The 23,726-nt window shown below is 67.4% G+C and carries 24 protein-coding genes; 9 read left to right on the top strand and 15 right to left on the bottom strand.

Annotated elements, in window-relative coordinates; all coding sequences use genetic code 11:
- Positions 1–3: 3 nt before the first annotated feature.
- Complete coding sequence (locus JW805_11610) at positions 4–1,302, bottom strand: MATE family efflux transporter (GenBank protein ID MBN2972662.1); 1,299 nt, start codon at positions 1,300–1,302, stop codon at positions 4–6.
- 115 nt (positions 1,303–1,417) lie between these two features.
- On the opposite strand from JW805_11610, the gene JW805_11605 reads away from it, so the two are divergent.
- Entirely contained in the window at positions 1,418–3,472 is a 2,055-nt protein-coding gene (locus tag JW805_11605) for a S46 family peptidase (GenBank protein MBN2972661.1), read from the top strand.
- A gap of 40 nt (positions 3,473–3,512) precedes the next feature.
- Here the strand turns inward: JW805_11605 and JW805_11600 are convergent, their stop codons facing one another.
- The 6 genes from JW805_11600 to JW805_11575 all read right to left on the bottom strand — a co-directional run bounded on the left by JW805_11600 (position 3,513) and on the right by JW805_11575 (position 9,706).
- The gene (locus tag JW805_11600; GenBank protein MBN2972660.1) at positions 3,513–4,736 is read right to left on the bottom strand and encodes a class I SAM-dependent methyltransferase; all 1,224 of its coding nucleotides are present in this window, start codon (positions 4,734–4,736) and stop codon (positions 3,513–3,515) included.
- A gap of 42 nt (positions 4,737–4,778) precedes the next feature.
- Positions 4,779–5,624, bottom strand: a complete 846-nt coding sequence (locus JW805_11595; GenBank protein MBN2972659.1) for a CoA ester lyase — start codon at positions 5,622–5,624, stop codon at positions 4,779–4,781.
- A gap of 113 nt (positions 5,625–5,737) precedes the next feature.
- The gene (locus tag JW805_11590) at positions 5,738–6,484 is read right to left on the bottom strand and encodes a molybdopterin-dependent oxidoreductase (GenBank protein MBN2972658.1); all 747 of its coding nucleotides are present in this window, start codon (positions 6,482–6,484) and stop codon (positions 5,738–5,740) included.
- Complete coding sequence (locus JW805_11585) at positions 6,481–7,221, bottom strand: cytochrome b/b6 domain-containing protein (protein ID MBN2972657.1); 741 nt, start codon at positions 7,219–7,221, stop codon at positions 6,481–6,483. The genes JW805_11590 and JW805_11585 overlap by 4 nt, the downstream gene beginning before the upstream one ends.
- Before the next feature lie 194 nt (positions 7,222–7,415).
- Positions 7,416–8,174 carry a sulfite exporter TauE/SafE family protein gene (locus JW805_11580; GenBank protein ID MBN2972656.1) on the bottom strand — a complete coding sequence of 253 codons (759 nt, stop codon included), beginning with the start codon at positions 8,172–8,174 and terminating at the stop codon, positions 7,416–7,418.
- Positions 8,175–8,233: 59 nt separating this feature from the next.
- A complete protein-coding gene (locus JW805_11575; GenBank protein ID MBN2972655.1) occupies positions 8,234–9,706 on the bottom strand; it encodes a hypothetical protein in 1,473 nt (490 codons plus the stop codon).
- Positions 9,707–9,919: 213 nt separating this feature from the next.
- Between JW805_11575 and JW805_11570 the strand changes: the two genes are divergently transcribed.
- On the top strand, positions 9,920–10,303 hold the full coding sequence (locus JW805_11570) for a hypothetical protein (protein MBN2972654.1): 384 nt from the start codon (positions 9,920–9,922) through the stop codon (positions 10,301–10,303).
- 51 nt (positions 10,304–10,354) lie between these two features.
- On the opposite strand, the gene rlmN is transcribed toward JW805_11570, so the two are convergent.
- From rlmN to JW805_11555, 3 genes are read right to left on the bottom strand one after another with little or no spacing between them, the layout of a single operon-like run.
- Positions 10,355–11,563 (bottom strand): 23S rRNA (adenine(2503)-C(2))-methyltransferase RlmN, encoded by a 1,209-nt coding sequence (gene rlmN / locus JW805_11565; protein MBN2972653.1) that lies wholly within the window; start codon positions 11,561–11,563, stop codon positions 10,355–10,357.
- 45 nt (positions 11,564–11,608) lie between these two features.
- Positions 11,609–12,076: a hypothetical protein gene (locus JW805_11560; GenBank protein ID MBN2972652.1), complete on the bottom strand. Its 468-nt coding sequence runs from the start codon at positions 12,074–12,076 to the stop codon at positions 11,609–11,611.
- Positions 12,073–12,726 carry a histidine phosphatase family protein gene (locus JW805_11555; protein MBN2972651.1) on the bottom strand — a complete coding sequence of 218 codons (654 nt, stop codon included), beginning with the start codon at positions 12,724–12,726 and terminating at the stop codon, positions 12,073–12,075. Before JW805_11555 ends, JW805_11560 begins: the two co-directional genes overlap by 4 nt.
- A 196-nt stretch (positions 12,727–12,922) precedes the next feature.
- Between JW805_11555 and JW805_11550 the strand changes: the two genes are divergently transcribed.
- A complete protein-coding gene (locus JW805_11550) occupies positions 12,923–14,038 on the top strand; it encodes a DNA polymerase III subunit beta (protein ID MBN2972650.1) in 1,116 nt (371 codons plus the stop codon).
- Between the two features lie 258 nt (positions 14,039–14,296).
- Here JW805_11550 and JW805_11545 read toward each other — a convergent pair whose 3' ends face one another.
- Positions 14,297–14,611 (bottom strand): hypothetical protein, encoded by a 315-nt coding sequence (locus JW805_11545; protein ID MBN2972649.1) that lies wholly within the window; start codon positions 14,609–14,611, stop codon positions 14,297–14,299.
- A 127-nt stretch (positions 14,612–14,738) separates the two neighbouring features.
- On the opposite strand from JW805_11545, the gene JW805_11540 reads away from it, so the two are divergent.
- On the top strand, positions 14,739–15,536 hold the full coding sequence (locus tag JW805_11540; protein ID MBN2972648.1) for a hypothetical protein: 798 nt from the start codon (positions 14,739–14,741) through the stop codon (positions 15,534–15,536).
- A 130-nt stretch (positions 15,537–15,666) separates the two neighbouring features.
- On the opposite strand, the gene JW805_11535 is transcribed toward JW805_11540, so the two are convergent.
- Entirely contained in the window at positions 15,667–16,125 is a 459-nt protein-coding gene (locus JW805_11535) for a hypothetical protein (GenBank protein ID MBN2972647.1), read from the bottom strand.
- Positions 16,126–16,206: 81 nt separating this feature from the next.
- Between JW805_11535 and recF the strand changes: the two genes are divergently transcribed.
- The 5 genes from recF to queE all read left to right on the top strand — a co-directional run bounded on the left by recF (position 16,207) and on the right by queE (position 21,559).
- Entirely contained in the window at positions 16,207–17,277 is a 1,071-nt protein-coding gene (gene recF / locus JW805_11530; protein ID MBN2972646.1) for a DNA replication/repair protein RecF, read from the top strand.
- A 283-nt stretch (positions 17,278–17,560) separates the two neighbouring features.
- Positions 17,561–18,697, top strand: coding sequence for a hypothetical protein (locus JW805_11525; protein MBN2972645.1), 1,137 nt, complete (start codon positions 17,561–17,563; stop codon positions 18,695–18,697).
- 6 nt (positions 18,698–18,703) lie between these two features.
- Positions 18,704–20,038: a hypothetical protein gene (locus JW805_11520; protein MBN2972644.1), complete on the top strand. Its 1,335-nt coding sequence runs from the start codon at positions 18,704–18,706 to the stop codon at positions 20,036–20,038.
- A 187-nt stretch (positions 20,039–20,225) separates the two neighbouring features.
- Positions 20,226–20,915: a 7-cyano-7-deazaguanine synthase QueC gene (queC, locus tag JW805_11515; protein ID MBN2972643.1), complete on the top strand. Its 690-nt coding sequence runs from the start codon at positions 20,226–20,228 to the stop codon at positions 20,913–20,915.
- Between the two features lie 11 nt (positions 20,916–20,926).
- Positions 20,927–21,559: a 7-carboxy-7-deazaguanine synthase gene (gene queE / locus JW805_11510; protein ID MBN2972642.1), complete on the top strand. Its 633-nt coding sequence runs from the start codon at positions 20,927–20,929 to the stop codon at positions 21,557–21,559.
- 55 nt (positions 21,560–21,614) lie between these two features.
- Here the strand turns inward: queE and JW805_11505 are convergent, their stop codons facing one another.
- From JW805_11505 to lipB, 3 genes are all read right to left on the bottom strand, one after another.
- Positions 21,615–22,292, bottom strand: coding sequence for a hypothetical protein (locus tag JW805_11505; protein ID MBN2972641.1), 678 nt, complete (start codon positions 22,290–22,292; stop codon positions 21,615–21,617).
- A gap of 393 nt (positions 22,293–22,685) precedes the next feature.
- A complete protein-coding gene (locus JW805_11500; GenBank protein MBN2972640.1) occupies positions 22,686–22,958 on the bottom strand; it encodes a hypothetical protein in 273 nt (90 codons plus the stop codon).
- Between the two features lie 92 nt (positions 22,959–23,050).
- On the bottom strand, positions 23,051–23,698 hold the full coding sequence (lipB, locus tag JW805_11495; protein MBN2972639.1) for a lipoyl(octanoyl) transferase LipB: 648 nt from the start codon (positions 23,696–23,698) through the stop codon (positions 23,051–23,053).
- Positions 23,699–23,726 lie beyond the last annotated feature (28 nt).

Below are 23,726 nucleotides of genomic sequence, written 5' to 3'. Positions count from 1 at the left end.
GGGCTAGGCGAGCCGTCGCAACAGCTGCGGCACATAGGCGCCGAGCGCCGCGGCGCGATAGACGTAGCTGAGCGTCAGCGCGATCCATACGCCGGTGTCGCCACGCCCGCGCAGGAATAGGTCGGTCGCGATGTAAAGCGCGGTCGCCAGGATGGCGGCGTTGCGGAGTGCCCGACCCTCGGTCGCGCCGATGAAAATGCCGTCGAGCAGCCAGGCGGGCATGCCGATCACCGGCAGGACGACGACGAACGGCAGTAATCCGAGCGCCTGCGCCTGCACCGCCGGGTTGGTCGTCATCACCGGGATCGCCGCCGCGCCGCCAATTGCGATCAGAATGGCGAACATAATTGCCGCCGCGAGCGAGAATTCGCCAGTCAACCGGATCGCGCGAAGCATGTCGGCGCGCGCGCCGGCGCCGATCGCATGGCCGACGCGTGCTTCTGCCGTGAAAGCGAAACCGTCGAGTACGAACGCGACCAGCGCCACCGCCTGCATCAGGATCTGGTTGGCGGCGAGCGTCTCCGCTCCCAACCGCGCCCCGGCATTGGCGAACCAGGCAAGCAGGGTCAGCAACGCGACGGTGCGGACCATGATGTCGGCATTGACCGCGAAGAGCCGGGCGAGCGCGGTGCGATCGAACACTCGCGCCCCTGCCAGTCCGCGTAGCTGCGGCGCGACGATCGCCAATCCGGCCAGCAGCGCACTCCACTCTGCGATGGCCGTCCCCAGCCCGACGCCACGCGCGCCAAGCTGCAAATGCCAGACCAGCACCGCGCAGGCGGCGATGTTGATGACGTTCATCCAGATCTGTAGCGCGAGCGCCGCGCGCGTTCGGCCGAGGCCCAATAGCCAGCCGTTGATCGCGAACACGGCCAGCGCTGCTGGCGCGCCGAAGAACCGCGCTGCGACATAGGCGTGTCCCGCCGCATCGACTGCGGCATCGCCGGCGAACAGGGCAAAGGCGGCGGGGATCAGCAACGGTTGCACCGCCATCAGTAGCGCGCCCAGGGCGGCCCCGATCACCACCCCGCGCGCCAGCAGCGCCGACACCTCGCCCGTATCGCCGCGCCCGCTTGCCTGTGCGGTCAGGCCGGTCATTCCCATCCGCAGGAAGCCGAAACTCCAGAACAGAAAGCTGACGATCGTCCCACCCAGCGCCACCCCGGCCAGCGCCGCCGCATCCCCTGTCCGCCCAATGACTGCCGTATCGACGATCCCGACCAACGGCACCGTCGCCTGGCCCAGCATGATCGGCCAGGCCTGCGCCAGGATCGCACGGCGGGTGAGGGGGGCGTGGGACATGTCGCGACGCGATAGCCGGGGGATACAGGCACGTCATCCGCCGACCCACTTGCCCTGGAGATATTGTCACGTCACAACGCGCATCAATAACAGATTGTCTGGAGAGACATTCGCGATGACCGCCGCTCGATACCTCGCATCCGCCGCTGCTCTGTCCCTCGCGCTGACGGGCGTCGCCCGCGCCGACGAAGGGATGTGGACCTTCGACGCCTTCCCGACCGCGCGGGTGCAGAAGTCGCTGGGCTGGGCGCCGGACAAGGCGTGGCTCGATCGCGTGCAGGCGGCGGCGGTCCGGCTGACCGGCGGGTGTTCGGCATCGTTCGTGTCTGCGGAGGGGCTGATCCTCACCAACCATCACTGCATCGCTACCTGCGCGCAGGACCTGTCGAGCGACAAGACCGATTACCTCGCCGACGGCTTCGTCGCCGCGGATCGCTCCAGGGAGCAGAAATGCCCGGGCCAGCAGGCAGAGGTGGTGACGTCGATCACCGATGTGACGCCGCGCGTGACGGCCGCCATCGGCAAGTCGACCGGGGCCGCGCTAACCAAGGCGCGCGACGCGGCGATCGCGGCGATCGAGAGTGAGAATTGCGTGCGCGGCGACGCGACCGTCCGCTGTCAGGTCGTCACCTTCTTCGGCGGCGGTCAATACAAGCTGTACAAATACCGCAAATATTCGGACGTCCGTCTGGGTTGGGCGCCGGAAGCGGCGGCGGCAGCGTTCGGTGGCGATCCCGACAACTTCAATTTTCCACGCTATGCACTCGATGCGTCGTTCCTGCGCGCTTATGAGAACGGCCGCCCGGTTGCGACACCGCAGCATCTGACGTGGAACCCCCGCGCGCCGCAGGCTGGGGAGGCGACCTTCGTCGTCGGCAATCCCGGGCGCACGCAGCGTCTGCTGACCGAGAACCAGCGCGCCTTCCAGCGCGAGGTTGCGCTGCCGATGCGCGTCGCGTTGCTGTCCGAGTACCGCGGTCGCCTGATCTCGCTCCGCGAGGAAAATGCCACCCAGGCGCGTGAGGGTCTGGAAACGCTGAACGGCATCGAGAATAGCTACAAGGTCTATTGGGGCCAGCAGAAGGCGCTGAACGACGACGCCTTTACCGCCAAGCTCGCGGCGAACGAGCGCGACCTGCGCGCCAAGGCGGGCAAGTCGGTCGGCGATCCGTGGGCCGAGATCGCCGCGGCCGACGTGAAGCTGCGCGACCTCTATTATCCCTATTATTTCCTGGAGAGCGGCGCGGGCTTCGGCTCGTCGCTCTACGGCTATGCCCGTGCACTGGTGCGCGCGGCGGCGGAGCGCGAGAAGCCGAATTCGGACCGCCTGCCGGGCTTCACCGACAGCGCGCTGCCGCTGCTCGAAAAGCAGATCACCGATGTCGCGCCGGTCTATCCGTGGCTCGAGCAGATGAGCTTGGAATTCTGGCTGAGCAAAACCCGCGAGTTCGTCGGCGTCGATGATCCGCAGGTGAAGGCGCTGCTGGGGCGCGAGTCGCCGGAGGCTCTGGCCGCACGGCTGGTGAAGGGAACGAAGCTCGCGGATCCGGCGGTGCGCGAGCGACTGTTCAAGGGTGGGATGGCGGCGATCCGTGCGTCGGACGATCCGCTGATCCGCTTCGCGCTGGCGAACGATGCCACCGGCCGCGCACTGCAAGCCCGCTATGATGCGGAGGTCGCCGGCCCGGTGACCGCGGCGCAGGCAAAGCTCGCGAAAGCACGGTTCGCGGCGTACGGCGCGGCGAATTATCCCGACGCCACCTTCTCGCTGCGCATCTCCTATGGAACGGTGCAGGGGTGGACCGAGCGTGGGCGGCCGACGCCAATCATGACCAATTATGGCGGCATGTACGACCGCGCGACCGGGCAGGAGCCGTTCAAGCTGGCCAACGCCTTCGTTCGCGCCCGCGACCGGGTGAACATGGCAACGGCCTATGATTTCGTGACGACCAACGACATTATCGGCGGCAATTCGGGGTCGCCGGTGATCGCGAAGGACGGATCGGTGATCGGCGCTGCGTTCGACGGCAACATCCATTCGCTGGGCGGCAATTTCGGCTATGATCCGCTGCTCAACCGGACGGTCGTCGTGTCGTCGGCGGCGGTGCAGGAGGCGCTGGAGAAGGTCTATCCGGCGCCGGGCCTGGTCCGCGAATTGGCGGCGCGCTGAGCCGCCTTGCCCGTCCGTCTCGCCCTTCGGGGCGGGCGGGTCAGCCCCGCAGTGCGGCCTCCGCCTCCAGCATGTAATCCCGCGTGATCGGCAGGGCGTGGCGGTCCCGGGCGAACTGGAACTGGTAGTTGACGAGGCCGCCGTAGCGGAAGCTGACCATCGATCCGGCGAGGTAATAGGTCCACATGCGGTAGAAGCGTTCGTCGTACAGCGCGACGATCGCGTCCTTCGCGGCGACGGTGCGGTCGTACCAGGCGTCGAGCGTCAGCGCATAATGGAGCCGCAGCACCTCGATGTCTGTGCAATACATCCGGAGGCCTTCATAGCCGCGGGCGACTTCGCTCAGCGCCGGGATGTAGCCACCGGGGAAAATATACTTCGAGGTGAAGGTGTCGGTGACGCCGGGCCCGCCGGCGCGGCCGATGGTGTGCATCAGCATCACGCCGTCGTCGGTCAGCAACTCGCGGCATCTGGCGAAGAAGCTGCGATAGTGTTTTGTGCCGACATGCTCGAACATGCCGACCGAGACGATGCGGTCGAACCGGCCGGTCATCGCCCGATAGTCGATCAGCTCGAAACGGACATGGTCGGCGACGCCCGCTTCGTCGGCGCGGCGACGGGCGACCTTTAGCTGTTCCTCGCTCAAGGTGATGCCGGTCACGTCGGCGCCGGTCTTGGCATGGATGTAAAGCGCCATGCCGCCCCAGCCACAACCGATGTCGAGCACGCGCATGCCTGGCTGGATCGCCAGTTTCGCGACGATGTGCGCCTTCTTGTCGACCTGCGCCTGCTCCAGGCTGTTGGCCGGGTCGGTGAAATAGGCACAGGAATATTGGCGATCGGCGTCGAGGAACAGGTCGTACAGCCGGTCCGACAGGTCGTAGTGATGAGCGACGTTTCGCTTCGCCCGCCGCGCCATGTTCGCGCGGTCGAGCCGGAAGCGCAGCGCGGCCAGCCCGCGGCCGAGGGCGGTGCCGGCCAGTGCCGGGCTGCCGCGTTCCCACATGTTGCTGGCGGTCGCCATCGAGAGCAGGCCGCGGATATCGCCCTGCTCGATGGTCAGCCGGCCGTCCATAAAGGCTTCGGCCGCACCGACCGCCGGGTCGCGCAGGATCTGCAAGGCAACGCCCCTGGTCAGGCGGATGGTGACCGGCGGAAAGTCCGGGTCGGCGGTGCCGAAGGTTCGGCGGCTGCCGTCGGGATGGATGACGGTGAGTTCGCCGCGGCGGAATGCCCGGGCGAAGAAGGTGTCGATCAGCGCCATGGATGTACGCTATCGTATCGACCCGGGCCACGGAACCCCCGTTCAGCCTGCGCGGGCGAGTAACGCCTCGGCCTGACGGAGGTGCGGTCCGTCGACCATTCGGCCATCGACGCTCAGCGCGCCGGCGCCCGGATGGGCGGCAAAGGCAGCGACGATCGCTTTCGCTCGGGCGATCGCCTCGGCTGACGGCGTGAAGGCGGCGTTGATGACCGGTACCTGCGCCGGGTGGATCGCCATCATGCCGGTGAACCCGTCGCGCGCACCACGGCGGGCATAAGCCGCGAGCCCGTCGGTGTCGCGGAAGGCGGGATAGACGGTTTCGATCGGCGCGACGCCGGCAGCGGCGGCGCCGAAGAGGGTGAGCGCACGCGCCATGTGATAGGGCGGGGTGTAGCCGCCGTCCTCCTCGCGGCTCGTCTCCGCACCGATCGCGGCGGGAAGGTCCTCCGCGCCCCAGGTCAGTCCGGCAAGGCGGGCGGGCGCATCGGCATAGCTGCCGATCTGAAAGATGGCGCGCGGCGTTTCGGTGGCGATCGGCAGGATCGGCGCGGTGCGGTCGCCGCGGTCGGCGAGACGCGCGTCGAGGTCGAGCACCGACGCGCTGCCTTCGGCCTTGGGTAGCACCCAGCCGTCGGGGCGGGCCGGGGCGACGGCGTCGAGGTCGGCATCGGCCAGCCCGCCGTCGAGCGGATTGATGCGAACGAACAGTGCCATTTCGCGGCCCGCGCCGCCGAGGAAGTCAGCAACGGCGCGGCGGGCATCGTCCTTCGCCGACGGGGCGACCGCGTCCTCCAAATCGAGAATCAACGCGTCGGCGCCGCTCGCCAATGCCTTTTCCATCCGGTCAGGCCGGTCGCCGGGGACGAAGAGCAGCGAGCGGAGGCGCATTTGGTCAATCTCCAAGAGGTCGTCATCCCCGCGAAGGCGGGGATCAATAGTCGCTGATCGTGGTGAGACTCACGGCGGTCAGCCAGAATTCATTCCCGCGAAGGGGTGCGGTACTAAATCCCCGCATACCATTCATATCCCGCGACATCCTCCCAATAGCCACCCTTGCCGCCGAACACGCCGTCGAGCGACGCCACCGCCTCGATCCGCTGTATATATTTCGCGTGCTTATACCCCAGCTGCCGCTCGACCCGCAGCCTGACCGGCGCACCGTTGGGCACGCCCAGCACCCGGTCGTTGAGCATCCACGCCAATATCGTCTGCGGGTGGAAGGCGTCGATCAGGTCGATCGATTCATAATAGGGCCGCCCGCCGAGCCGATCGGCGCAGTGAAAGACGAGGTAGCGGGCGTCGTCGCGCAGACCGGCGAACTCCAGGATCGGTTTCAGCCGCGGTCCGGTCCATTTGCCGATCGCGCTCCACCCCTCGACACAGTCGTGGCGGGTGATCTGCGCCCTCGCTGGCATCGCCCGCAGGTCGGCGATCGACAGGTCGAGCGGGCGCTGGACCAGCCCGTCGATCCGTATCCGCCAGTCGGCGAAGCGGTTGGCCGCCGAGGCATTGTAGTCGGGGGTGTTCGGATTGCGCGTGCCGTTGGGGCGGAAGAAGGGCGAGCGCTGGTCCGCGCGGAACTCGGGCGCCAGCGCGGTGCGATCCGTCAGGGCGCGCTGGAGGATACGGTGACCGGTTTCGCCCGACGCCAGCATGCGCTGGCCGACGTCGCTCGACGCCACGCGGTCGCAGCCTGCGAGCAGCCCACCGGCGGCCGTCACCAATGCCTGTCTGCGGGTCAGGATCATTCGGGGACTCGCCACTTGCCGGTCACCATCGACCGCACCTCGTTCCACACTCCCGCGAGCAGGACGAGCGCGAGGTGCACGATGATGAACAGGCCGATCGCGACGGCGAAGATGAAATGGATCGACCGGGCCGACTGGCGCCCGCCAAGCACGTCGAGCAACCACGGCCATGCCGCGTTCATGCCCGGCGACATGGCGAGCCCGGTGAAGATGAGCCCCGGCAGCGCGACGAAGATGACGAAGACGTAGCTCAATTTCTGGAAGATGTTGTAGGCGCGCGGATCGGCCGGGTCATGGAAGCGCAGAGCCAGGTGCTCGCGCACGTCATGCGCCAACACACGCGGCGCCAGTTCCCTCGCCCGCACGCGCAGGTCGCGCTGGAAATGGCGGTTGATCAGGCTGACGACCATGAAGGCCAGCAGCGCGAAGGCGAGCACCAGCGCGAAGAGCAGGTGCCATTGCCGGGCAAGCGCCAGATTGTAGCTCTGGGGAATCGTCAGCCAGCCGGGCACGCGACCGCCCTCGAACACCCAGCCGACATGGAACCAGGCAGGGTCGAAATTGGCGCCGTACCGGCCCCAGTACAAATGCGGATGGGCGTTGAGAATCATCAGTCCGCTGCCGAGCAGGATGATGACGCTGACCGCCGTCACCCAATGCCACAGCCGCGTCGCCAGCGCGTGACGGCGGATGATCGGGCCGGTCGCCGGGACAGCGGGGGCAGGTTCGCTGGTCATCGGCTCAGAAACGTCCTGTCTCCGCCAGGCGCTCCGTCAAAAGTTACGGTAACGCGGTCCATTCGTCAGCCTTCGTCACTTTTGTCACTTTTGCCACATTGTTCGCAGCAGCGGCCAGGACGTGTGAAGCAGATCGCCGCGATGTAGGAAAATGGTTTTTCGTCTTCGCGGCGGCAGAAAAGGCGTCGGCGGTGTCAGCCGTACGCGCGCCAGAAGAACACCGCCGTCGTTGCGGCGGTCACCGCCAGCGTCCAGATGCGGACCGCGAAGGGCGAGAGCCGCTTGCCGAGCGCCGCGCCCAGCCAGCCCCCGATGATGCCACCAAGCAGCATCGGCAGCGCCGCGTCCCAGCGGACCATGTCGAACCAGACGAACACGAAGGCGGCGGCGAAATTGGCGACCGCCAGCATCAAGGTCCGCGGCGCGAACATCGCGCGCGGCGTGATGTTGGCGAGCAGGCCATAGACCGCGGTCGTGATCAGTCCGACGCCGCCACCGAAATAGCCGCCGTAGATACCGAGCACGGTCTGTGCGGCGACCAGCGAGCGCGGCCCGATCGTAACGCGATCGTGAAGCCATGCCGATGCGCGCTTGCCGAACACCATGACCAGAAAGGCGAACAGCAGCAGCCAGGGGACGATCAGGTCGAAAGCCCGGCCGGGCGTCAGCACCAGCAAGGCGCTGCCGGCGAGCCCGCCCATGAAGGTGATCAGCGCCAGTACCTGCCAGCCGACGCCCCCCAGCGGCGCGAGCTCCTTGCGGTACGCCAGCGCACTTGCCCCCGCACCCGGCAGCAGCGCGATGTTGGACGTCGCATTGGCGATGTTCGCGGGCAGCCCCATCGCGATCAGGGACGGCAGCGTCGCGAAACTGCCACCCCCGGCCAGCGCATTCATCGCCCCGCCGATGCAGCCGGCGGCGAAGGGGAGGGCGAGGAGGAAGACGTCTGGCATGGCGAGCCCATAGGCGCGACGGTCGCCGGGTAAAACACCCTAACGGTCGGGGCGCGCGCCTAGGCGAACCCCGCGAGCGCCCGCGCCATCACCGGATCCGCGCCGCTTGCCACTATCGCCGCCGTTCGAGCGATCGGCACGTTGGGTACGATCCCCGCGTCGGGTTGCGGCGTGCGCGGGAAGGTGCCGATCAGGGGCAGATCGGCTTCCAGGCCCGTTTCGGGCAGGCGGAAGAAGTAGAAGCAACCGCCGTTGATCCCGCGGCGATTACCGCCGGTCGGCTCGCCGATCAGCGTGCCCAGCCGCTCGCGCTGCACCATCTGGGCAAAGGCGAAGGTGGCGGAACTGTTCTGCGGACCGGTCAGCACCCGGACCTGTCCGTCGTAGCGTTTCCCGAACGGTTCGATCACGGTAGCGCCGCGCTCGGCATCGGCGAGTTCGAAGAAGCGATCGTCGTGGGGCACGGCATTGACGCCCAATGTGTCGAACGCGCGGTCCCAGGTGTCGCAATAGGGGCGCAGGTCGGCAGGCAGCGTGCGGTATCGGACCAGGCGGCGTGCGGGGTCGCTCACCAGTTTGTCGCGGATCAGTCGCGCGACCAGCACGTCGCCGCAATCTTCGCCACCTTCATTGCGACGGATATCGACGATCAGTGCAGGGACCTTCTCCGCGATCAGCCGGTCGACCGCAGCATTCAGCCAGCCGCGCCAATCCCACTTCGAATTGTAAAGGCCCCAGCTGTCCATGGTCAGCACCGCCGCCCGGCCGCGCCGCTCGATCGTCCAGATCGGGCCGTCGTCGCGCGCGGTATCGGCGATCGCCTGTTGCCCTCGGCGCTGTGCAAGGGTGACGGCGGCAACGCGAGTGGTGCGGCGGCGGCCGTCGAGACCCTCGACCACCACGTCATAGTGTGTTCGGCCGCCGAACATCAGCGCGTGGAAGATATCGAAGCTTTCGTACCGTCCTTCGCCTTGGACCGACATCAGCCGGCGGCGTTTGGCGTCGTTGTGCCCGTCCGCACGTGCAACGGTCATCAGCCCAGCGAGGATGTCGGGGGTCGCGCGGCCGTCGATCGCCAGGACGCGGCTGCCGGTCGCGATGCCGGTGCCGAACGGATCGCCGGTCACGACCATGTCCCGGCCCAGCCACAGGAAAGCGAGCGGCAGCCGCGTCGGCGCGTCGAACAACGCCGCCTGAACCGCCTTCGTCTGGTTGAAGAAATTCGCGTAGCTGTGGCCGCAGCGGATGGTCGCGAGGAAGCGCGAGAGCGCGAGGTAGAATTGCGCCTGTGTCATCGGCGTAGCGGCGGCGGCCGTAAAGGCATCGAAGGCGGCGGCACTCTGGCGCGGCGTCGCATAGCGCAACAGGCCCGGATGGAGCGTCTCATAGGCATGGCGCAGCAGGCGGATGTCGGACTGCATCGCAGCGACTGACCACGTCTGCGCCTGGGGCATCATCGCGGCACGCACGGTCGGCCCCGCCAGCAAGGCGGGGGCAGCGCCCAAGACGGCCCGTCGTGTCAGTCCGTCCATCACCCGCATCCCCACCAGTGTCCGGGGCAGACTGCGCGTTTCACCGACCTCGTGCAAGCGGGCCCGAGCCGGCAGACATTACAGACCGGTAAGGTCCGCCGAAGGGAGCGAGGCCGTCTGGATTAAGATCTTGTCATGTTCGGACCGCATCCGAAACAAAGCGCCTGGACGTACGATTCATGAGCCTCATCCAGACGGACAGGAGACGTGATCATGAAGACTTTCGTTTTCGCAATCGTCGGCGCGGCCGCCCTGGCGACCGGCGGTGTCGCTGCCGCGGCCCAGCAACAGCATAAGCCCTGGGTGACCGAACAGGCGCAGGTCCCGGGCCGCGGCGGCACCCAGCGGACGGTGCAGGTCATCAAGAGCGGCAAGAACCTGGAAACGGTGACTTGCCGCGACTTCAACCTGCTCGATGAGACGTTCAAGCCCGAGGCGATCCGCTATGCCGCCAATTACGGGCCGAAGGGCAAGCCGCACCCGTCCGTAACGATCGCCGGAATCGAGCGCATCCGCCCGGTGGTGTTCGCCGAATGCAAGGCGAAGCCCGGCAACAGCTTCGCGCAGGCAGTGAAGTCCGCGCTGAGGAAAGGCTGATCCACGGCTGAGCGACCACCCGGCAGCCACCACGCTGCCGGGCTCGTCGTGTCAGCCGAGCGCCGCCTGCTTTTCCTCAGCCAATCGGTCGAGATCGGCGCGGCTCTTGCGCTCGGCATTGGTCTTCAGCTGGCCGCACGCGGCATCGATATCGCGACCGCGGGGCGTGCGGACCGGGGCGGAGAAGCCACCTTCAAACACGATGTTCGAGAAGGACCGCACGCGCTCGGGCGTCGAAGTCTCGTAATCGGTGCCGGGCCACGGATTGAACGGGATCAGGTTGACCTTCGCCGGCAGTTTGAACTGCTTCAGCAGACGGACGAGCTCGTGCGCTTCCTCGTCGCTGTCGTTCTTGTCCTTGATCATCACATATTCGAACGTGATGCGGCGCGCGTTGTTCGCACCGGGATAGTCGGCGCAAGCCTGCAGAAGCTGCTCGATCCCGTATTTCTTGTTCAGCGGCACGAGTTCGTCGCGTACGTCCTTCGTCACCGCGTGGAGTGAAACGGCCAGGTTCACGCCGATCTCGTCGCCCGCACGCGCCATCAGCGGCACGACGCCGCTGGTCGACAGCGTGATGCGGCGCTTGCTGAGCGCCAGGCCGTCGCCGTCCATGACCAGCTTCAGCGCGTCGCGGACGTTGTCGAAATTGTAGAGCGGCTCGCCCATGCCCATCATGACGATGTTGGTCAGCATGCGGCCTTCGGGCTGGCTCGGCCACTCGCCCAGCGCATCGCGGGCGAGCATCACCTGGCCGACGATCTCCGCGGGCGTCAGGTTGCGGACCAGGCGCATCGTGCCGGTGTGGCAGAAGCGGCAGTTCAGGGTGCAGCCGACCTGGCTCGACACGCACAGCGTGCCCCGGTCGGCGTCGGGGATGAACACCGCTTCGTAATCCTGGCCGTCGTCGGAGCGCAGCAGCCACTTGCGCGTGCCGTCGCTGCTGACCTGTGCGGTGACGACTTCAGGGCGCGAGATGACGAAGCGTTGCGCGAGCCACGGGCGCAACTGCTTCGAGATGTCGGTCATCAGCTCGAAATCGGTGACGCCGCGGTTGTAGATCCAGTGCCACAGCTGCTTGGCGCGCAGCTTCGCCTGTTTCGGCTCGAGCTGCGCGGTTTCCAGCGCCATCTTCAGGTCGTCGCGCGACAGCCCGAGCAGGTCGATCCGCCCGTCGCTGCGCATGGGCAGAGGACGGGGGACGGGCACGGGATCGATATGTCCGGGAATGGACATGGGGGCGGCCGAGGCTGTGTGCATGCGCGGCATATAGCCGATCCGGCGAGGTTTTTCCAGCGTGGGCGGTTAGCGCCGCACACACCCGACAGCCGCCGCGTCGATCGCGGTCGCGGCTCCCTGAAGCGCGTAGACATCGATCGCCGGTCGCCCATCGCGACCACGGTATTCGACGCTCATGCTCCGCCCCCCGCGCAGCGCCGCGACGATGGCGGTGTCGGTGGCGGCGTCCGGGGACCAGGCGTCGGCGGGGCCGGCGAGCAGGTCGAAGCGGCGCTGGCCGATCGACAGCGTGACCTTGGCGTTCGCGGCGCGCGGGCGGCTCAAATGAACGTGAAGCTGATGGCGCAGGCCCGCGCCCGGCCACGTCGCGATGCTGGCGAAGGGGCGCGTCGGGCGCCTGCGGCCGAGCGGTTCGGCGATGGCGAAGCAGCGCGCGGGACTGGCGTCGCGAAACGCGCCCCAGCCGGCATAGATGCCGATCGCCTGCCGCCCCGCGAACGCCGCTTGGAGGGCGACTGCGAGCAGGACGCTCATGTCGGCGTCTCGTGCGCGCCGCTGCCGCGGTGGACGACCGTTTCGCGGCCATGCTCGATCAGCGCGATCGAGCCTTGCGGAAGCGCCGGGGCGACAGGGGCATCGAAACCGGGAAGGACGTCCTGGCCCGTCATCACCCCGCGCAGCACGCGGCTCGACATGCCGTGCATGATGACCAGCCGGTCGCCGGGATCGTCGTCGGTGGCGTCGAGCCAGCCGGAGACGCGCATCGCGATGGCATCATACCATTCGCCGCCCTCCGGCGGTCGTGTGTACAGGCCCTGCTCGCGGTCGACGAACGCCCCCACTTCGGGGATCAGGTCGCGGTAATAGCGGCCGCTCCACGTCCCCATGCCGATCTCGACGAGCCGCGCGTCGGTGCGCGCCTGGTGCCAGTCGAGCTCGAGATGCTCGGCGATCACGGCAAGCGTCTGCAGCGCGCGGCCGGCAGTGGAGGCCCACATCGTCAGCTTCGGCCTGGGCCCGAGCAGCGCTCGAAGCGCCGCGCCCATCGCATCGGCCTGGGCGAATCCGGCGCGGGTCAGCGGCGTATGCGGGTGATCGCCCTGCATCCGGCCTGCACGGTTGTAGACCGTCTCGCCATGCCGCGCGACGAAGTCACGCCCGGCGCGGGTGCGTCGTGGAGTCATGGACAGCAGGATTGGCGGTGAACCGTTAAGTTGTCCACAAGTCTGAGCGGCGCGTTTACCATCCGGTAATCCCCTTCGTTGGAGAGGGAAGGGCGCTTGATACCGAGTGTTTTCAGGGTAGAAAGCACATCGGCAAACTTGCCACCGGCGGCCTTTTACGAGTCGTGCTGGGGGGCGTTCCGGGGGTTTTGAAGGCATGAAGGCGACGATCGAACGCGCGACCCTGTTGAAGGGCCTCAGCCACGTCCAGTCGGTGGTCGAGCGGCGCAACACCATTCCCATCCTGTCGAACGTCCTGATCGATGCGACCGGCGAAGGCGCGATCCGGCTGATGGCGACCGACCTCGACCTGCAGGTCGACGAGACGGTGCCGGCCGCGGTCGACCAGCCGGGCACGACGACGGTCAGCGCCCACACGCTCTTCGACATCGCCCGCAAGCTGCCAGAGGGTAGCCAAGTCGAACTGACCGCCGCCGAAGGCCGCCTGCAGATCCGCGCCGGTCGCTACAATTCGTCGCTGCCGACGCTGCCGCGGGACGACTTTCCGGTGATTGCGGAAGGCGAACTGCCGACGACGTTCGAACTGCCGGCCGAAACGCTGAAGCAGATCATCGACAAGACCCGCTTCGCGATCTCAACCGAGGAGACGCGTTATTATCTGAACGGCATCTTCCTGCACGTCGCCGAAGACGGCGGGGCGCCGGTGTTGAAGGCAGCGGCGACGGACGGACACCGGCTGGCGCGCGTGACCGTCCCGCGGCCGGACGGTGCCGAGGCGATGCCGGACGTGATCGTGCCGCGCAAATGCGTCGGCGAGCTGCGCAAGCTGCTCGACGAGGTCGACGGCTCGGTCGGCGTGTCGCTGTCTGGCAGCAAGATCCGCTTCGATCTCGGCCAGGCGATCCTGACCAGCAAGCTGATCGACGGGACCTTCCCGGATTATTCGCGCGTCATTCCGACCGCGAACGACAAATTGCTCAAGCTCGACCCGCGCAGCTTCGAAGAGGGCGTCGATCGCGTGTCGACCATCGCCAGCGAAAAGACCCGCGCGGTCAAGATGGCGCTCGATCGCGACAAGATCACGCTGTCGGTGACGAGCCCCGAAAACGGCGCGGCGATCGAGGAAGTGCCCGGCGATTACGCGTCGATGCCGTTCGAGATCGGCTTCAACAGCCGCTATCTGCTCGACATCCTGAACCAGATTCAGGGCGATTCGGTCGAAGTGCACCTGGCCGATGCCGCGGCGCCGACGCTGATCCGCGAGAACGACAAGTCGCCGGCGCTGTATGTGCTGATGCCGATGAGGGTCTGAGTGAAGCGGGCAAGCATGCTTGCCCGCTGATGCGCCAGCAGCGCACACGAAAGACCGGCCGGCGCGGGCCTCCGCCCGCGACCGAGGTCACGGGATTTACTCCCATGACGGCCATTCCGGGCAATACCTAAGCGATCGTCATTCCCGCGACGGCGGGAATCCATAGTCGCCAAATTTGGTGAGTCTCACGGCGTTCAGCCAGAATTTATTCCCGCCTTCGCGGGAATGACGGATGTTGGGGCGGGGGTCAGCCCAACCTTACCCGTTTGAGCGCCCCGCCACCATCGTCGGCGCCGGTCCGGTCGCCGGGCGCAGGCCGTCTCGCTCGCTCGCCGGAACCGGCGCCGTCGGGTCGGGGCGGAACGCGTCGGGCGCGCGGTCCTTCGGCCCGGGATGCGGCTTGTCCAGCGCCAGGTCCGGAGCGGCATGCTCGGCATTCCCGGCAAAAGCCCCGCGCTTCACCAGCCGCCGCGCGAGATACGCTCCGCCGCCAACGACCGCGGCGCCCAAGGTCAGCAGCCCAAAGGTATGGGCGCTGGGAACGGGCAGGCTGGGGCGGGGATCGGCGACCATCAGGTGACTCCTTCTTTTCTCGGCGCTTGAACGGCACAGCGCGGTGCTGCGTTCCTTGCGGGCTGAGGCATCTTGATTCGGCGCAACACATTCGTCATACTGACATCATTGTAAGTAAGGACGTGTCATGGCCACCCAGGCAATCGACTTCCCGACCGAGACGCGCCGCGTGCCGGCGACCGCTCCGTACAACCCCGGCAAGCCGCTGAAGCGTGACTGGGCATCGGCCTGGAGCGCGCTGCGCAGGTTGATGGCGAATGGCGACGACACGGTGCAGGTCTTCCGCATCATGCGCGCGCTGAATGCGGACGCCAGCCAGAAGGGCTATCGCAAACTGATCTCTACGCGTGACGGCGGGCGGATCGCCTATGAACGCGTCGAGCTGGCCGAGAGGTTCGGCGACCGCGCGTGGCTCGATTCGCTGCCCGACGGGACGGTCGGCGCGGCGTATCGCGCGTTCCTCGATCGCACCGGCTTCTCGGCTGCGGGCCTGGCCGACATCAGCATCAACGATTTCGATCCCGATGCCGTGGTGGTCGAACACCCCTATACCTGGTTCGGCCGGCGCGAACGCGACATGCACGACATCTGGCATACGCTGACCGGCTATACCGCCGAGGAGCATCTGGGCGAGCTGTGCCTCGTCGCCTTTTCCTATGCGCAGACCGGTGGCCTCGGATGGGCCGCGATCGCGACCATGGGCGCGCTCAAAAGCCTGTCGATGACGAAGAGCACCGCGGTGCTGCGGGCGGTGTGGGAAGGATACCGCCATGGCAAGCGGGCCAAGTGGCTGTCGGGCGAGGATTATGTGACCTTGCTCACCGAGCCGCTGGACAGCGCGCGGCAGCGGCTGGGGATCGCCGAGCCGGTGCTGTATCACAAGGCGCAGGCAATGCTGGCGGCGAAGGGCGTACAGGCGATTTGAAACCGCAATCCTCCCCTGCAAGGGGAGGTGGCGCGCCAGCGCGTCGGAGGGGTGTCCCGCTATCCGGACAGGTGACACCCCTCCGTCAGGCCTGCGGCCTGCCACCTCCCCTTGGCTGAGGAGGAATGCTTTAGGCCGCCAGCGCCCATCCCGGCTCGTCGTCGTTCGCGGGCTTGCGGATCGCCTGCGCCGTCCGCGGGCACCGGGGCGCGCGATCCCGCGGGCGACGGATGCTAGGGAGGGTGCGTAGCCAGCTTTTCAGTCCGGCGATGCGCGTGGCAGATACTGCCGTGACGACCGCAATCGCCGCGTCGAGATAGGCGGTCACTTCGAACATCGTCACCCAGCTCGCCAGCTCCGGCAGGCCCATCGCCAGGAAGCGCGCGGCTTCGTGCCCCAGGACCGCGACGATCAGACCGGTCCCGCCGAACAGGACGACCGCCAGCGCGACATGACCGCGTGTGATCCGTGACAGCCGAACGGCCGGCCACTCGACGAACGCTCGCCGCAGCGTCCGACCCGTCGGCGTGTCACCGGCCAGCGCCACCGCCCCCCAGATGAGCGCCAACGCGACGATCGTCTCCAGCATATCCACCCCTTTGTTCCTCAGGCGTAACAGATGGGAAGTCGCTGTCCGTGCTTCCAGATGGGCGCTAGATACGGGCATTCCATGCTCTCCCGCCTGATCCTCACCGATTATCGCAACCACGCCGCGACGACGATCGATGCCACGCCGGGGTTCGTCGTGCTGGCGGGCGACAATGGCGCGGGGAAGACGAATGTGCTGGAGGCGGTATCGCTGCTCGCGCCCGGTCGCGGGTTGCGACGGGCGGCGTTGTCGGCGATCGCGCGCGTCGACGGCAGCGGCGGCTTCGGCGTCGCAGCGACATTGGCGAGCGGTGACGAGATTGCGACGGGCACGCTCGCGTCCGCGCCCGAGCGGCGGATCGTGCGGATCAATGGCGCCGCTGCCACCGCGACGGCGCTGGCCGAGCGGATCAGTATCCTTTGGCTGACCCCGGCGATGGACCGGCTGTTCGTCGAACCGGCGTCCGAGCGTCGCCGGTTCCTCGACCGGCTGGTGCTGGCTCTGGCGCCGGCGCATGCCCATCACTCTGCGCGCTATGAAGCGGCGATGCGCCAGCGCAACCGGCTGTTGGCCGACGAAGTACCCGCCGATCCCGACTGGCTGACGGCGCTGGAGGCGGCAATGGCCGAACACGGCGCGGCCATCGTCAATGCCCGGCGAACGACGGTCGATGCACTCAATGCGCGGCTGGCCGACGCACCGGGCGGCTTCGCGCGGGCCGGGCTGGCGATCGATGGCGGGGAGGAGGACGACCTTGCCCGCCGACTGGGAGAGGGGCGTCGCCGCGATGCCGCGGCCGGGCGAACCCTGATCGGGCCGCACCGCAGCGATCTGATCGTCACTCACCTCGACAAGGGGCAGACGGCGGCGATCAGTTCGACGGGCGAGCAGAAGGCGCTGCTGTTCGGCATCGTTCTGGCCCATGCCGCGCTGGTCGCCGATCGCACCGGACGCGCGCCGGTCCTGTTGCTCGATGAAGTCGCCGCGCACCTCGATCCGCAGCGCCGTGCCGCGCTGTTCGAGGCGCTGTCAGGCATCGGCCAGGTCTGGATGACGGGGACCGAATCCACCCTGTTCGCCAGCCTGCCGCAGGGAGCGACCCGGCTGCACGTCGAATCCGGTCGAATCGCGCGGACACTAACGGGCGTTTAACCTTCGCCCGCTAGCGTTCCAATCGAACCACGGGCGGCCGCGCGCCGCCACGACGGAGACCGATGTGAACGAAACGCCGCCGCCGCCGCGCAGTCTTGCCGCACAGATCGACCTCGACCACCGCCTGCGCGTCTTCGGATTCGATACGGCCGTGACCGAGACGTGCCGCGCCGTCTGGGCCGTGATCGAGCCCGAGATCGACGCCGTCTCCGACGCCTATTGGCGCCAGTGGCTGACGCATTTCGGCGACCAGCGCGAATGGGCGCCGCACGAATGCCGCAAGATGATCGCACTGGGCGCGGCATTCCTGCGCGACCGCTTCCTCGACACCGGCGGGACGCGCTGGCTCGAATCGATCGAGCGCTCGGTTACGGCGGCCTACAAGAGCCAGGTCGATCCGACCGCGCTCCGTTCCATGATCTGCGCCAGCGACCGTGTCGCGCTGGAAATCGTGCTGCGCAAAATCCCGGCCGACGATGCCGCGCTGGCGGGCATGATCGACGCGCTGATGCGGCTGACCAGCCTCGAGGGTGACATCACCGGGTCGATGTACCGCATGCTGCAACTGCATGACGAACGCGCGACGCGTGACCGGCTGGCGACGGATTTCCGCGAAAAGATCGCGACGACGGTCGAACAGGCGTCGCAGACCGGCATCTCGCTGCGATCGCAGGCCGGCGCGACGTCGCTGGCGACCCGCGGCATGCTGGGCAAGACCAGCGAAGTGGCCGCCGCCGCCGAACAATCTGCGGTCGCGATGCGCGAGGCGGCGCAGACTGCAGCGGGTCTGATCCGCGCGATCGAGGACGCCCGGCTGGAAGTCGAGACCGCTGCCGAAGTCGCGACCCGCGCGTCGAGCCAGGCGAGCGAGGCGGTGGGGATGAGCGAGGCGCTGTCCGACCATGCCAAGTCGATCGAATCGATTCTGGGGCTGATCCGTGACATCGCCGGCCAGACCAACCTGCTTGCGCTCAACGCCACGATCGAGGCCGCCCGTGCGGGTGATGCCGGTCGCGGCTTCGCGGTCGTCGCGCAGGAGGTGAAGAGCCTCGCCAACCAGACCGCCCGCGCGACCGACGACATTGCCGCGAAGATCGCCGCGATCCAGTCGGCGACCCGCGTCACCGTGGAAACCAACGCCAGCATCAAGGCAACGGTCGTCGAGGTGCAGGATTCGGCGGATCGCATCCGTCACGCCATGGAAGCGCAGGCGACGACGGTCACCGCGATCACCGCATCGGTCGACGAAACCGCGCTTGCCGCCGATTCGATGTCGGCGACGATTGCGGCGATCCGTTCGGATACCGAAACCGTCGCGGCCGACATCGACCGCGTCGGCGCCGGTTTCATCACGCTTGAAGGGCAGCTCGATGCGCTCCGCGGCAACACCGGCGCGTTCGTGACCAAAGTCGCGGCGTAGGATCCGATGGCGACGTTCCGGGACATCGACGCTCTGCTCGACCAATATGATTGGGACGGCGATCTGCGCGCCGGCTGCGCCGCGGTCGCCGCGGCGATCGCCGGGCGGGAAGAGGAGAACGTCGATACCCATTGGCAGCATTATCTGGCGCTCTCTGCCAACACTGCGATCGTGTCGCGGATCGACCCGGCGACGCTGGCCGCGCTGAAGCGCGAAAGTGTCGTGTACATCCAGGCCAAATATGCCCAGGTCGCCGATCCGGCCTGGGTCGAGATCGGTTGCAAGCATATCGAGCGCGCGGTGGCCGCGGGCGCCCCTTTGTCCGCGCAATTCGCGGCGCTGGCGTTTGCGCATTCGGCGACCATCGACGTCATCGCCGACCGCGTCGGTGACGACGCCGCGCGGTTGCACAGATTGTCGGGCATCGTGCTGCGTATGGCATCGCTCGAGGTGACCATGCTGTCCTCGCACATCCATGACCTGCAAAGCCGGCATGTCGAGGATGCCCGCGGCGAACGGGCGGGCAAGTTCCGCGCTTCGATCTCGACGTTGATCGAAGAGGCGGCGGTGCAGGGCAGGGAGGTCCGTGCCCAGGCCGGCGCGACGTCGCACGCCACGCGCGGCATGCTGGGCAAGACGAGCGAGGTGGCGGCGGCGGCCGAGGAGTCGGCGATCGCGATGCGCGAAGCCGCGCAGACCGCGGCGGGCCTGATTCGCGCGATCGAGGATGCGCGCCTGGAAGTCGCAGCGGCGACCGAAGTCGCAGCCCTAGCCTCCGACCAGGCAAGCGAGGCGGTGGGGATGAGCGAGGCGCTGTCCGATCATGCCAAGTCGATCGAATCGATCCTGGGGTTGATCCGCGATATCGCGGGCCAGACCAACCTGCTGGCGCTCAATGCCACGATCGAGGCCGCCCGCGCGGGTGATGCCGGTCGCGGCTTTGCGGTCGTCGCGCAGGAGGTGAAGAGCCTCGCCAACCAGACCGCCCGCGCAACGGACGACATCGCCGCCAAGATCGCCGCCATCCAGTCCGCAACCCGCGTCACCGTCGATACCAACGCCGGCATCCAGTCGACCGTCGTCGAGCTGCTGAATTCCGCCGAGCGCATTCGCTCGGCAATGGAAACGCAGGCAATGACGGTGACGGCGATTACGGCTTCGGTGGACGAAACCGCACTCGCTGCGGATTCGATGTCGGCGACGATCGCCGCGATCCGCAGCAACACCGAAAGCGTCGCGACCGATATTGAGCGTTTGGGTGACGACGTGAACCGGATCGATACGACATTGGCCGGGTTGCGACACGCCGCCGACGGCTTCCTGGCCCGCGACGCGGCGTGACGCCCATCGGCATTTCGTCGAAAACACGCCCGTTCACATGACCTTAACCAACATCAGTCTAGAAGGAGCATGTGCCGGGTTTGGCACGCAGCTCCCTAGCTGACAGACTGACTGGGCCGCCTTCGGGCGGCCCTTTCGTCGTTGGCGCATTGCGATCGGCGGGCGAAAAGCGTAGCGGGCGGGGATCATGACATCTTCAGACACCGTTGCGGTCGCCCTGATTTCCGGCGGCCTGGACTCGATGGTTTCCGCCGCGCGTGCGCGTGAGGACGGTCACCGCCTGTTCGCCCTGTCGATCGACTATAATCAGCGTCACCAGATCGAACTCGCCGCGGCCCGCCGCATCGCCGCATCGCTCGGTGCCGAGCGCCACGTCGTCCTGCCGCTCGACCTGTCGGCGTTCGGCGGATCGGCGCTGACCGCGGACATCGACGTGCCGAAGGGCGGGGTGGGCGAGGGCATCCCCGTCACCTACGTGCCCGCGCGCAACACCATCTTCCTCAGCCTCGCGCTCGGCTGGGCCGAAGCGATCGGCGCGCGCGACCTGTATATCGGGGTCAATGCGCTCGACTATTCGGGCTATCCCGACTGCCGCCCCGAATTCATCGCCGCGTTCGAGCAACTGGCCGAACTGGCGACCAAGGCGGGTGTCGAGGGTGCGCCGTTCCGGATCCGCGCGCCGCTCCAGAACATGACCAAGGCCGAGATCGTGGTCGAAGCGGCACGACTGGGGCTCGATGCCGGCATCAGCTGGTCGTGCTACGATCCGGCGCCGGGCGGGGTGCACTGCGGCCTGTGCGACAGTTGCCGCCTGCGATCGAAGGGCTTCATCGACGCCGGCCTGCCTGACCCCACGGTCTACGCCGTCCAGCGTTGAGGACGCGGGGGGTGAGCTACGCGGTCAAGGAAATCTTCCTCACGCTGCAGGGCGAAGGCGTGAATGCAGGCCGGCGCGCGGTCTTCGTGCGATTTGCCGGCTGCAACCTGTGGTCCGGCCGCGAGCAGGACCGGGCGACAGCGGTCTGCAAATTCTGCGATACGGATTTCGTCGGCACCGATGGACTGGGCGGCGGCAAGTTCGCCGATGCGGCGGCGTTGGCCGCGGCGGTCGGGCGGCATTGGGGGGCGGGGCGCGACCGCCGCTTCGTCGTGCTGACCGGCGGCGAGCCGATGCTTCAGATCGACGATGCGATCGTCGACGCCCTGCACGCCGAGGGGTTCGAGATCGCGGTGGAAAGCAACGGGACCTTGCCCGCACATCCGGGGATCGACTGGGTCTGCATCAGCCCGAAGGCGGGGAGCGACGTCGTCCAGCGGTCCGGCGACGAGCTGAAGCTGGTCTGGCCGCAGCCGGGTAGCGACGTCGATGCGATGGAGGGGTGGGCGTTCGGCCATTTCCTCGTCCAGCCGATGGACGACGCGCGCGGGGCGGCGAACCTGCAGGCTGCGGTCGATTTCGCGATGGCGCGGCCGAAATGGCGCCTGTCGCTGCAGACCCATAAGACGCTGGGATTGCGCTAGAGTACGAGGGCGCCGTGCCCCGGCGAAGGCCGGAGCACGGGGGGTGTCCATCGGCTCAGGCGAAGGGCGAGACGTAGGCCCCGCAGGTCTTCACGTTCCACTGTTCCTTGCGCCAGCAAACGTCCTCGAACCGCGGCAGGCGGGGGGCGGGCGGCGGGTTGAAGCCCCAGGGGAAGCGCTGTTCGCCGGCCAGCACCAGGCTGTTGCGCAGCTGGCGGAGGCGTTCCTGCGCGAGCGTGGTGAAGCTGCCGCGTGGAGTGAAGACCGCCATGTGCGCGATCTCGCCTGCGGTCTGGCAGAAGGTCAGCTGTGCACCGACCGTGGAGAATCCGGAATAGACGCGGGTGCCGAACTTATCGAGCTCGGTCTGCCCGGCCTTCGGCGTCTTGTTGACGCGGACGAAGTATTTGCCGAGCACGGCATATTGGCTGGCGAGCTCCGCCTCGTGATCCTTGATCAGCTTGTTGTAGTTGGGCAGCGTCAGCAGCTGCGGCGCGAACTGGCACTGTAGCGCCGCGACGTTGAGCGCCGCGCGCAGATTCCAGGCGAGCGCCGCCTTCAGTTCCTCGGGCGTCGCGCCGGGCAGGGCCTGGCCGACCATTCCGGGTTCGGTGCCGTCGACCGGCTGGCCGCGCAAGTCCGGCGACTGGAAGAAGAACTGCGCCCGCGCCGGGGCTGCCGCCGCAACCGCCAAACCTGCGGCCGCGACCATCGTCAGGATACGCAACGTCATCATCACCCTCTTGCCGTCGACGATACAGCCCGTCGAAGCCGCGGATTCATTAAGCATAATCCTGCCCGCGCCCAAGCGGTTTCTGTGGGGTTCGGGGTGGCGGGGCAACAGGTTGCGACGAACCGAATCCGGTTACGGATGGAGAACGATCCTTTCGGGAGGGGCGTCGTGACGGCGGGTGTCTCAGTTGCGGTCGAGCGGGCGGGGCGTGCCGCATGTCGTCCGATGCCGCCCGGCACGAGCGGTGGAAGGGGGGGAAGTAAGAGGGCGCCGGCCACGGCACCCCCCGGTCCCGGCACAAAAGAAAAGGGCCGCCCGGACGTGCCGGGCGGCCCTTGTCTCTGTCACGATGGAGGCGGAGCCGTGGCCCCGCGTCCCGCCGCGACGCGATGATTACATCGCGTTCGTGGTCGTCGTGGTGTTCGACATCATGGTGTCGTTCGCCATCATGGTGTCGTTCGACATCATCATGTCGTTGCCCATGGCGCCGTCGACCGGGGTCATGTTGTCCGACATCGTGCCGTCCATCGTCGCGTCGGTCGCGTTCAGGTCGGTGATCACGGTGTTCTCGGTGGTGTTGGTGGTCGAACCACCGCACGCCGAAACGAGCAGCGCCGCGCCGGCGATCATCGAGCCGGTCAGGGCCTTGGTGAGAAGTGCACGCATTGTGGAAGCTCCCTAGATAAGGCGATCAGGGCCGGCTCTACGCCTTGTAATACCCAAATCGGGGTGGACATTAGTCAAACAGCCCGTGACCCTCAAGCCTCGATTTTCGTAGGACAAGACAGGGCGTTCAGAAACGGCTGCGCAGAAAACGCCAGCGCCGCGTCGAAAGTTGCGTAGGATGCGTCCCGACCGAGCGCCTGGGCGCTGGTCACGCCATAGTCGGCAATGCCGCACGGCACGATCCCGCCGAAGTGCGACAGGTCGGGCGACAGGTTCACCGAAAAGCCGTGCATCGTCACCCAGCGCTTCACCCGCACCCCGATCGCGCCGATCTTCGCCTCGCCGCGGTGGGGATCATGGGTCCAGATGCCGATCCGGCCCTCGGCCCGAAAGGCGTCGATCCCGATCTGGGCCAGTGCATCGATCACCCAGCCTTCCAGCGCATGGACGAAGCAGCGCACGTCCTTGCCGCGCTTGGCCAGATCGAGCACCAGATAGCCGATCCGCTGCCCCGGCCCGTGATAGGTATAGCGTCCGCCGCGTCCGGTAGCGTGCACGGGAAAGCGCGGGTCGATCAGCTCGGCGACGTCGGCGCTGGTGCCCGCGGTATAGAGTGGGGGGTGTTCGAGCAGCCAGACGAGCTCGCGCGCCTCGCCTGCCTGCACCGCCAGGTTGCGTGCCTCCATATCGGCCAGCGCGACGTCATAAGGGACGGGCGCGGCGCTGACACGCCATTCGATATCGTCGGGAAGGTCGGCCATGATCGCG

Origin of the sequence: Roseomonas aeriglobus (genome assembly GCA_016937575.1) — a bacterium.
Lineage (GTDB): Bacteria > Pseudomonadota > Alphaproteobacteria > Sphingomonadales > Sphingomonadaceae > Sphingomonas > Sphingomonas aerigloba.
This window is presented reverse-complemented; position numbering and strand designations above follow the sequence as displayed.

What these genes read in the sequence shown, in the direction of transcription:
- JW805_11610 (MBN2972662.1), bottom strand. Translation starts at nt 1,302, where the DNA reads ATGTCCCACGCCCCCCTCACCCGCCGTGCGATCCTGGCGCAGGCCTGG.
- JW805_11605 (MBN2972661.1), top strand. Translation starts at nt 1,418, where the DNA reads ATGACCGCCGCTCGATACCTCGCATCCGCCGCTGCTCTGTCCCTCGCG.
- JW805_11600 (MBN2972660.1), bottom strand. Translation starts at nt 4,736, where the DNA reads ATGGCGCTGATCGACACCTTCTTCGCCCGGGCATTCCGCCGCGGCGAA.
- JW805_11595 (MBN2972659.1), bottom strand. Translation starts at nt 5,624, where the DNA reads ATGCGCCTCCGCTCGCTGCTCTTCGTCCCCGGCGACCGGCCTGACCGG.
- JW805_11590 (MBN2972658.1), bottom strand. Translation starts at nt 6,484, where the DNA reads ATGATCCTGACCCGCAGACAGGCATTGGTGACGGCCGCCGGTGGGCTG.
- JW805_11585 (MBN2972657.1), bottom strand. Translation starts at nt 7,221, where the DNA reads ATGACCAGCGAACCTGCCCCCGCTGTCCCGGCGACCGGCCCGATCATC.
- JW805_11580 (MBN2972656.1), bottom strand. Translation starts at nt 8,174, where the DNA reads ATGCCAGACGTCTTCCTCCTCGCCCTCCCCTTCGCCGCCGGCTGCATC.
- JW805_11575 (MBN2972655.1), bottom strand. Translation starts at nt 9,706, where the DNA reads ATGGACGGACTGACACGACGGGCCGTCTTGGGCGCTGCCCCCGCCTTG.
- JW805_11570 (MBN2972654.1), top strand. Translation starts at nt 9,920, where the DNA reads ATGAAGACTTTCGTTTTCGCAATCGTCGGCGCGGCCGCCCTGGCGACC.
- rlmN (MBN2972653.1), bottom strand. Translation starts at nt 11,563, where the DNA reads ATGCACACAGCCTCGGCCGCCCCCATGTCCATTCCCGGACATATCGAT.
- JW805_11560 (MBN2972652.1), bottom strand. Translation starts at nt 12,076, where the DNA reads ATGAGCGTCCTGCTCGCAGTCGCCCTCCAAGCGGCGTTCGCGGGGCGG.
- JW805_11555 (MBN2972651.1), bottom strand. Translation starts at nt 12,726, where the DNA reads ATGACTCCACGACGCACCCGCGCCGGGCGTGACTTCGTCGCGCGGCAT.
- JW805_11550 (MBN2972650.1), top strand. Translation starts at nt 12,923, where the DNA reads ATGAAGGCGACGATCGAACGCGCGACCCTGTTGAAGGGCCTCAGCCAC.
- JW805_11545 (MBN2972649.1), bottom strand. Translation starts at nt 14,611, where the DNA reads ATGGTCGCCGATCCCCGCCCCAGCCTGCCCGTTCCCAGCGCCCATACC.
- JW805_11540 (MBN2972648.1), top strand. Translation starts at nt 14,739, where the DNA reads ATGGCCACCCAGGCAATCGACTTCCCGACCGAGACGCGCCGCGTGCCG.
- JW805_11535 (MBN2972647.1), bottom strand. Translation starts at nt 16,125, where the DNA reads ATGCTGGAGACGATCGTCGCGTTGGCGCTCATCTGGGGGGCGGTGGCG.
- recF (MBN2972646.1), top strand. Translation starts at nt 16,207, where the DNA reads ATGCTCTCCCGCCTGATCCTCACCGATTATCGCAACCACGCCGCGACG.
- JW805_11525 (MBN2972645.1), top strand. Translation starts at nt 17,561, where the DNA reads ATGATCGCACTGGGCGCGGCATTCCTGCGCGACCGCTTCCTCGACACC.
- JW805_11520 (MBN2972644.1), top strand. Translation starts at nt 18,704, where the DNA reads ATGGCGACGTTCCGGGACATCGACGCTCTGCTCGACCAATATGATTGG.
- queC (MBN2972643.1), top strand. Translation starts at nt 20,226, where the DNA reads ATGACATCTTCAGACACCGTTGCGGTCGCCCTGATTTCCGGCGGCCTG.
- JW805_11505 (MBN2972641.1), bottom strand. Translation starts at nt 22,292, where the DNA reads ATGACGTTGCGTATCCTGACGATGGTCGCGGCCGCAGGTTTGGCGGTT.
- JW805_11500 (MBN2972640.1), bottom strand. Translation starts at nt 22,958, where the DNA reads ATGCGTGCACTTCTCACCAAGGCCCTGACCGGCTCGATGATCGCCGGC.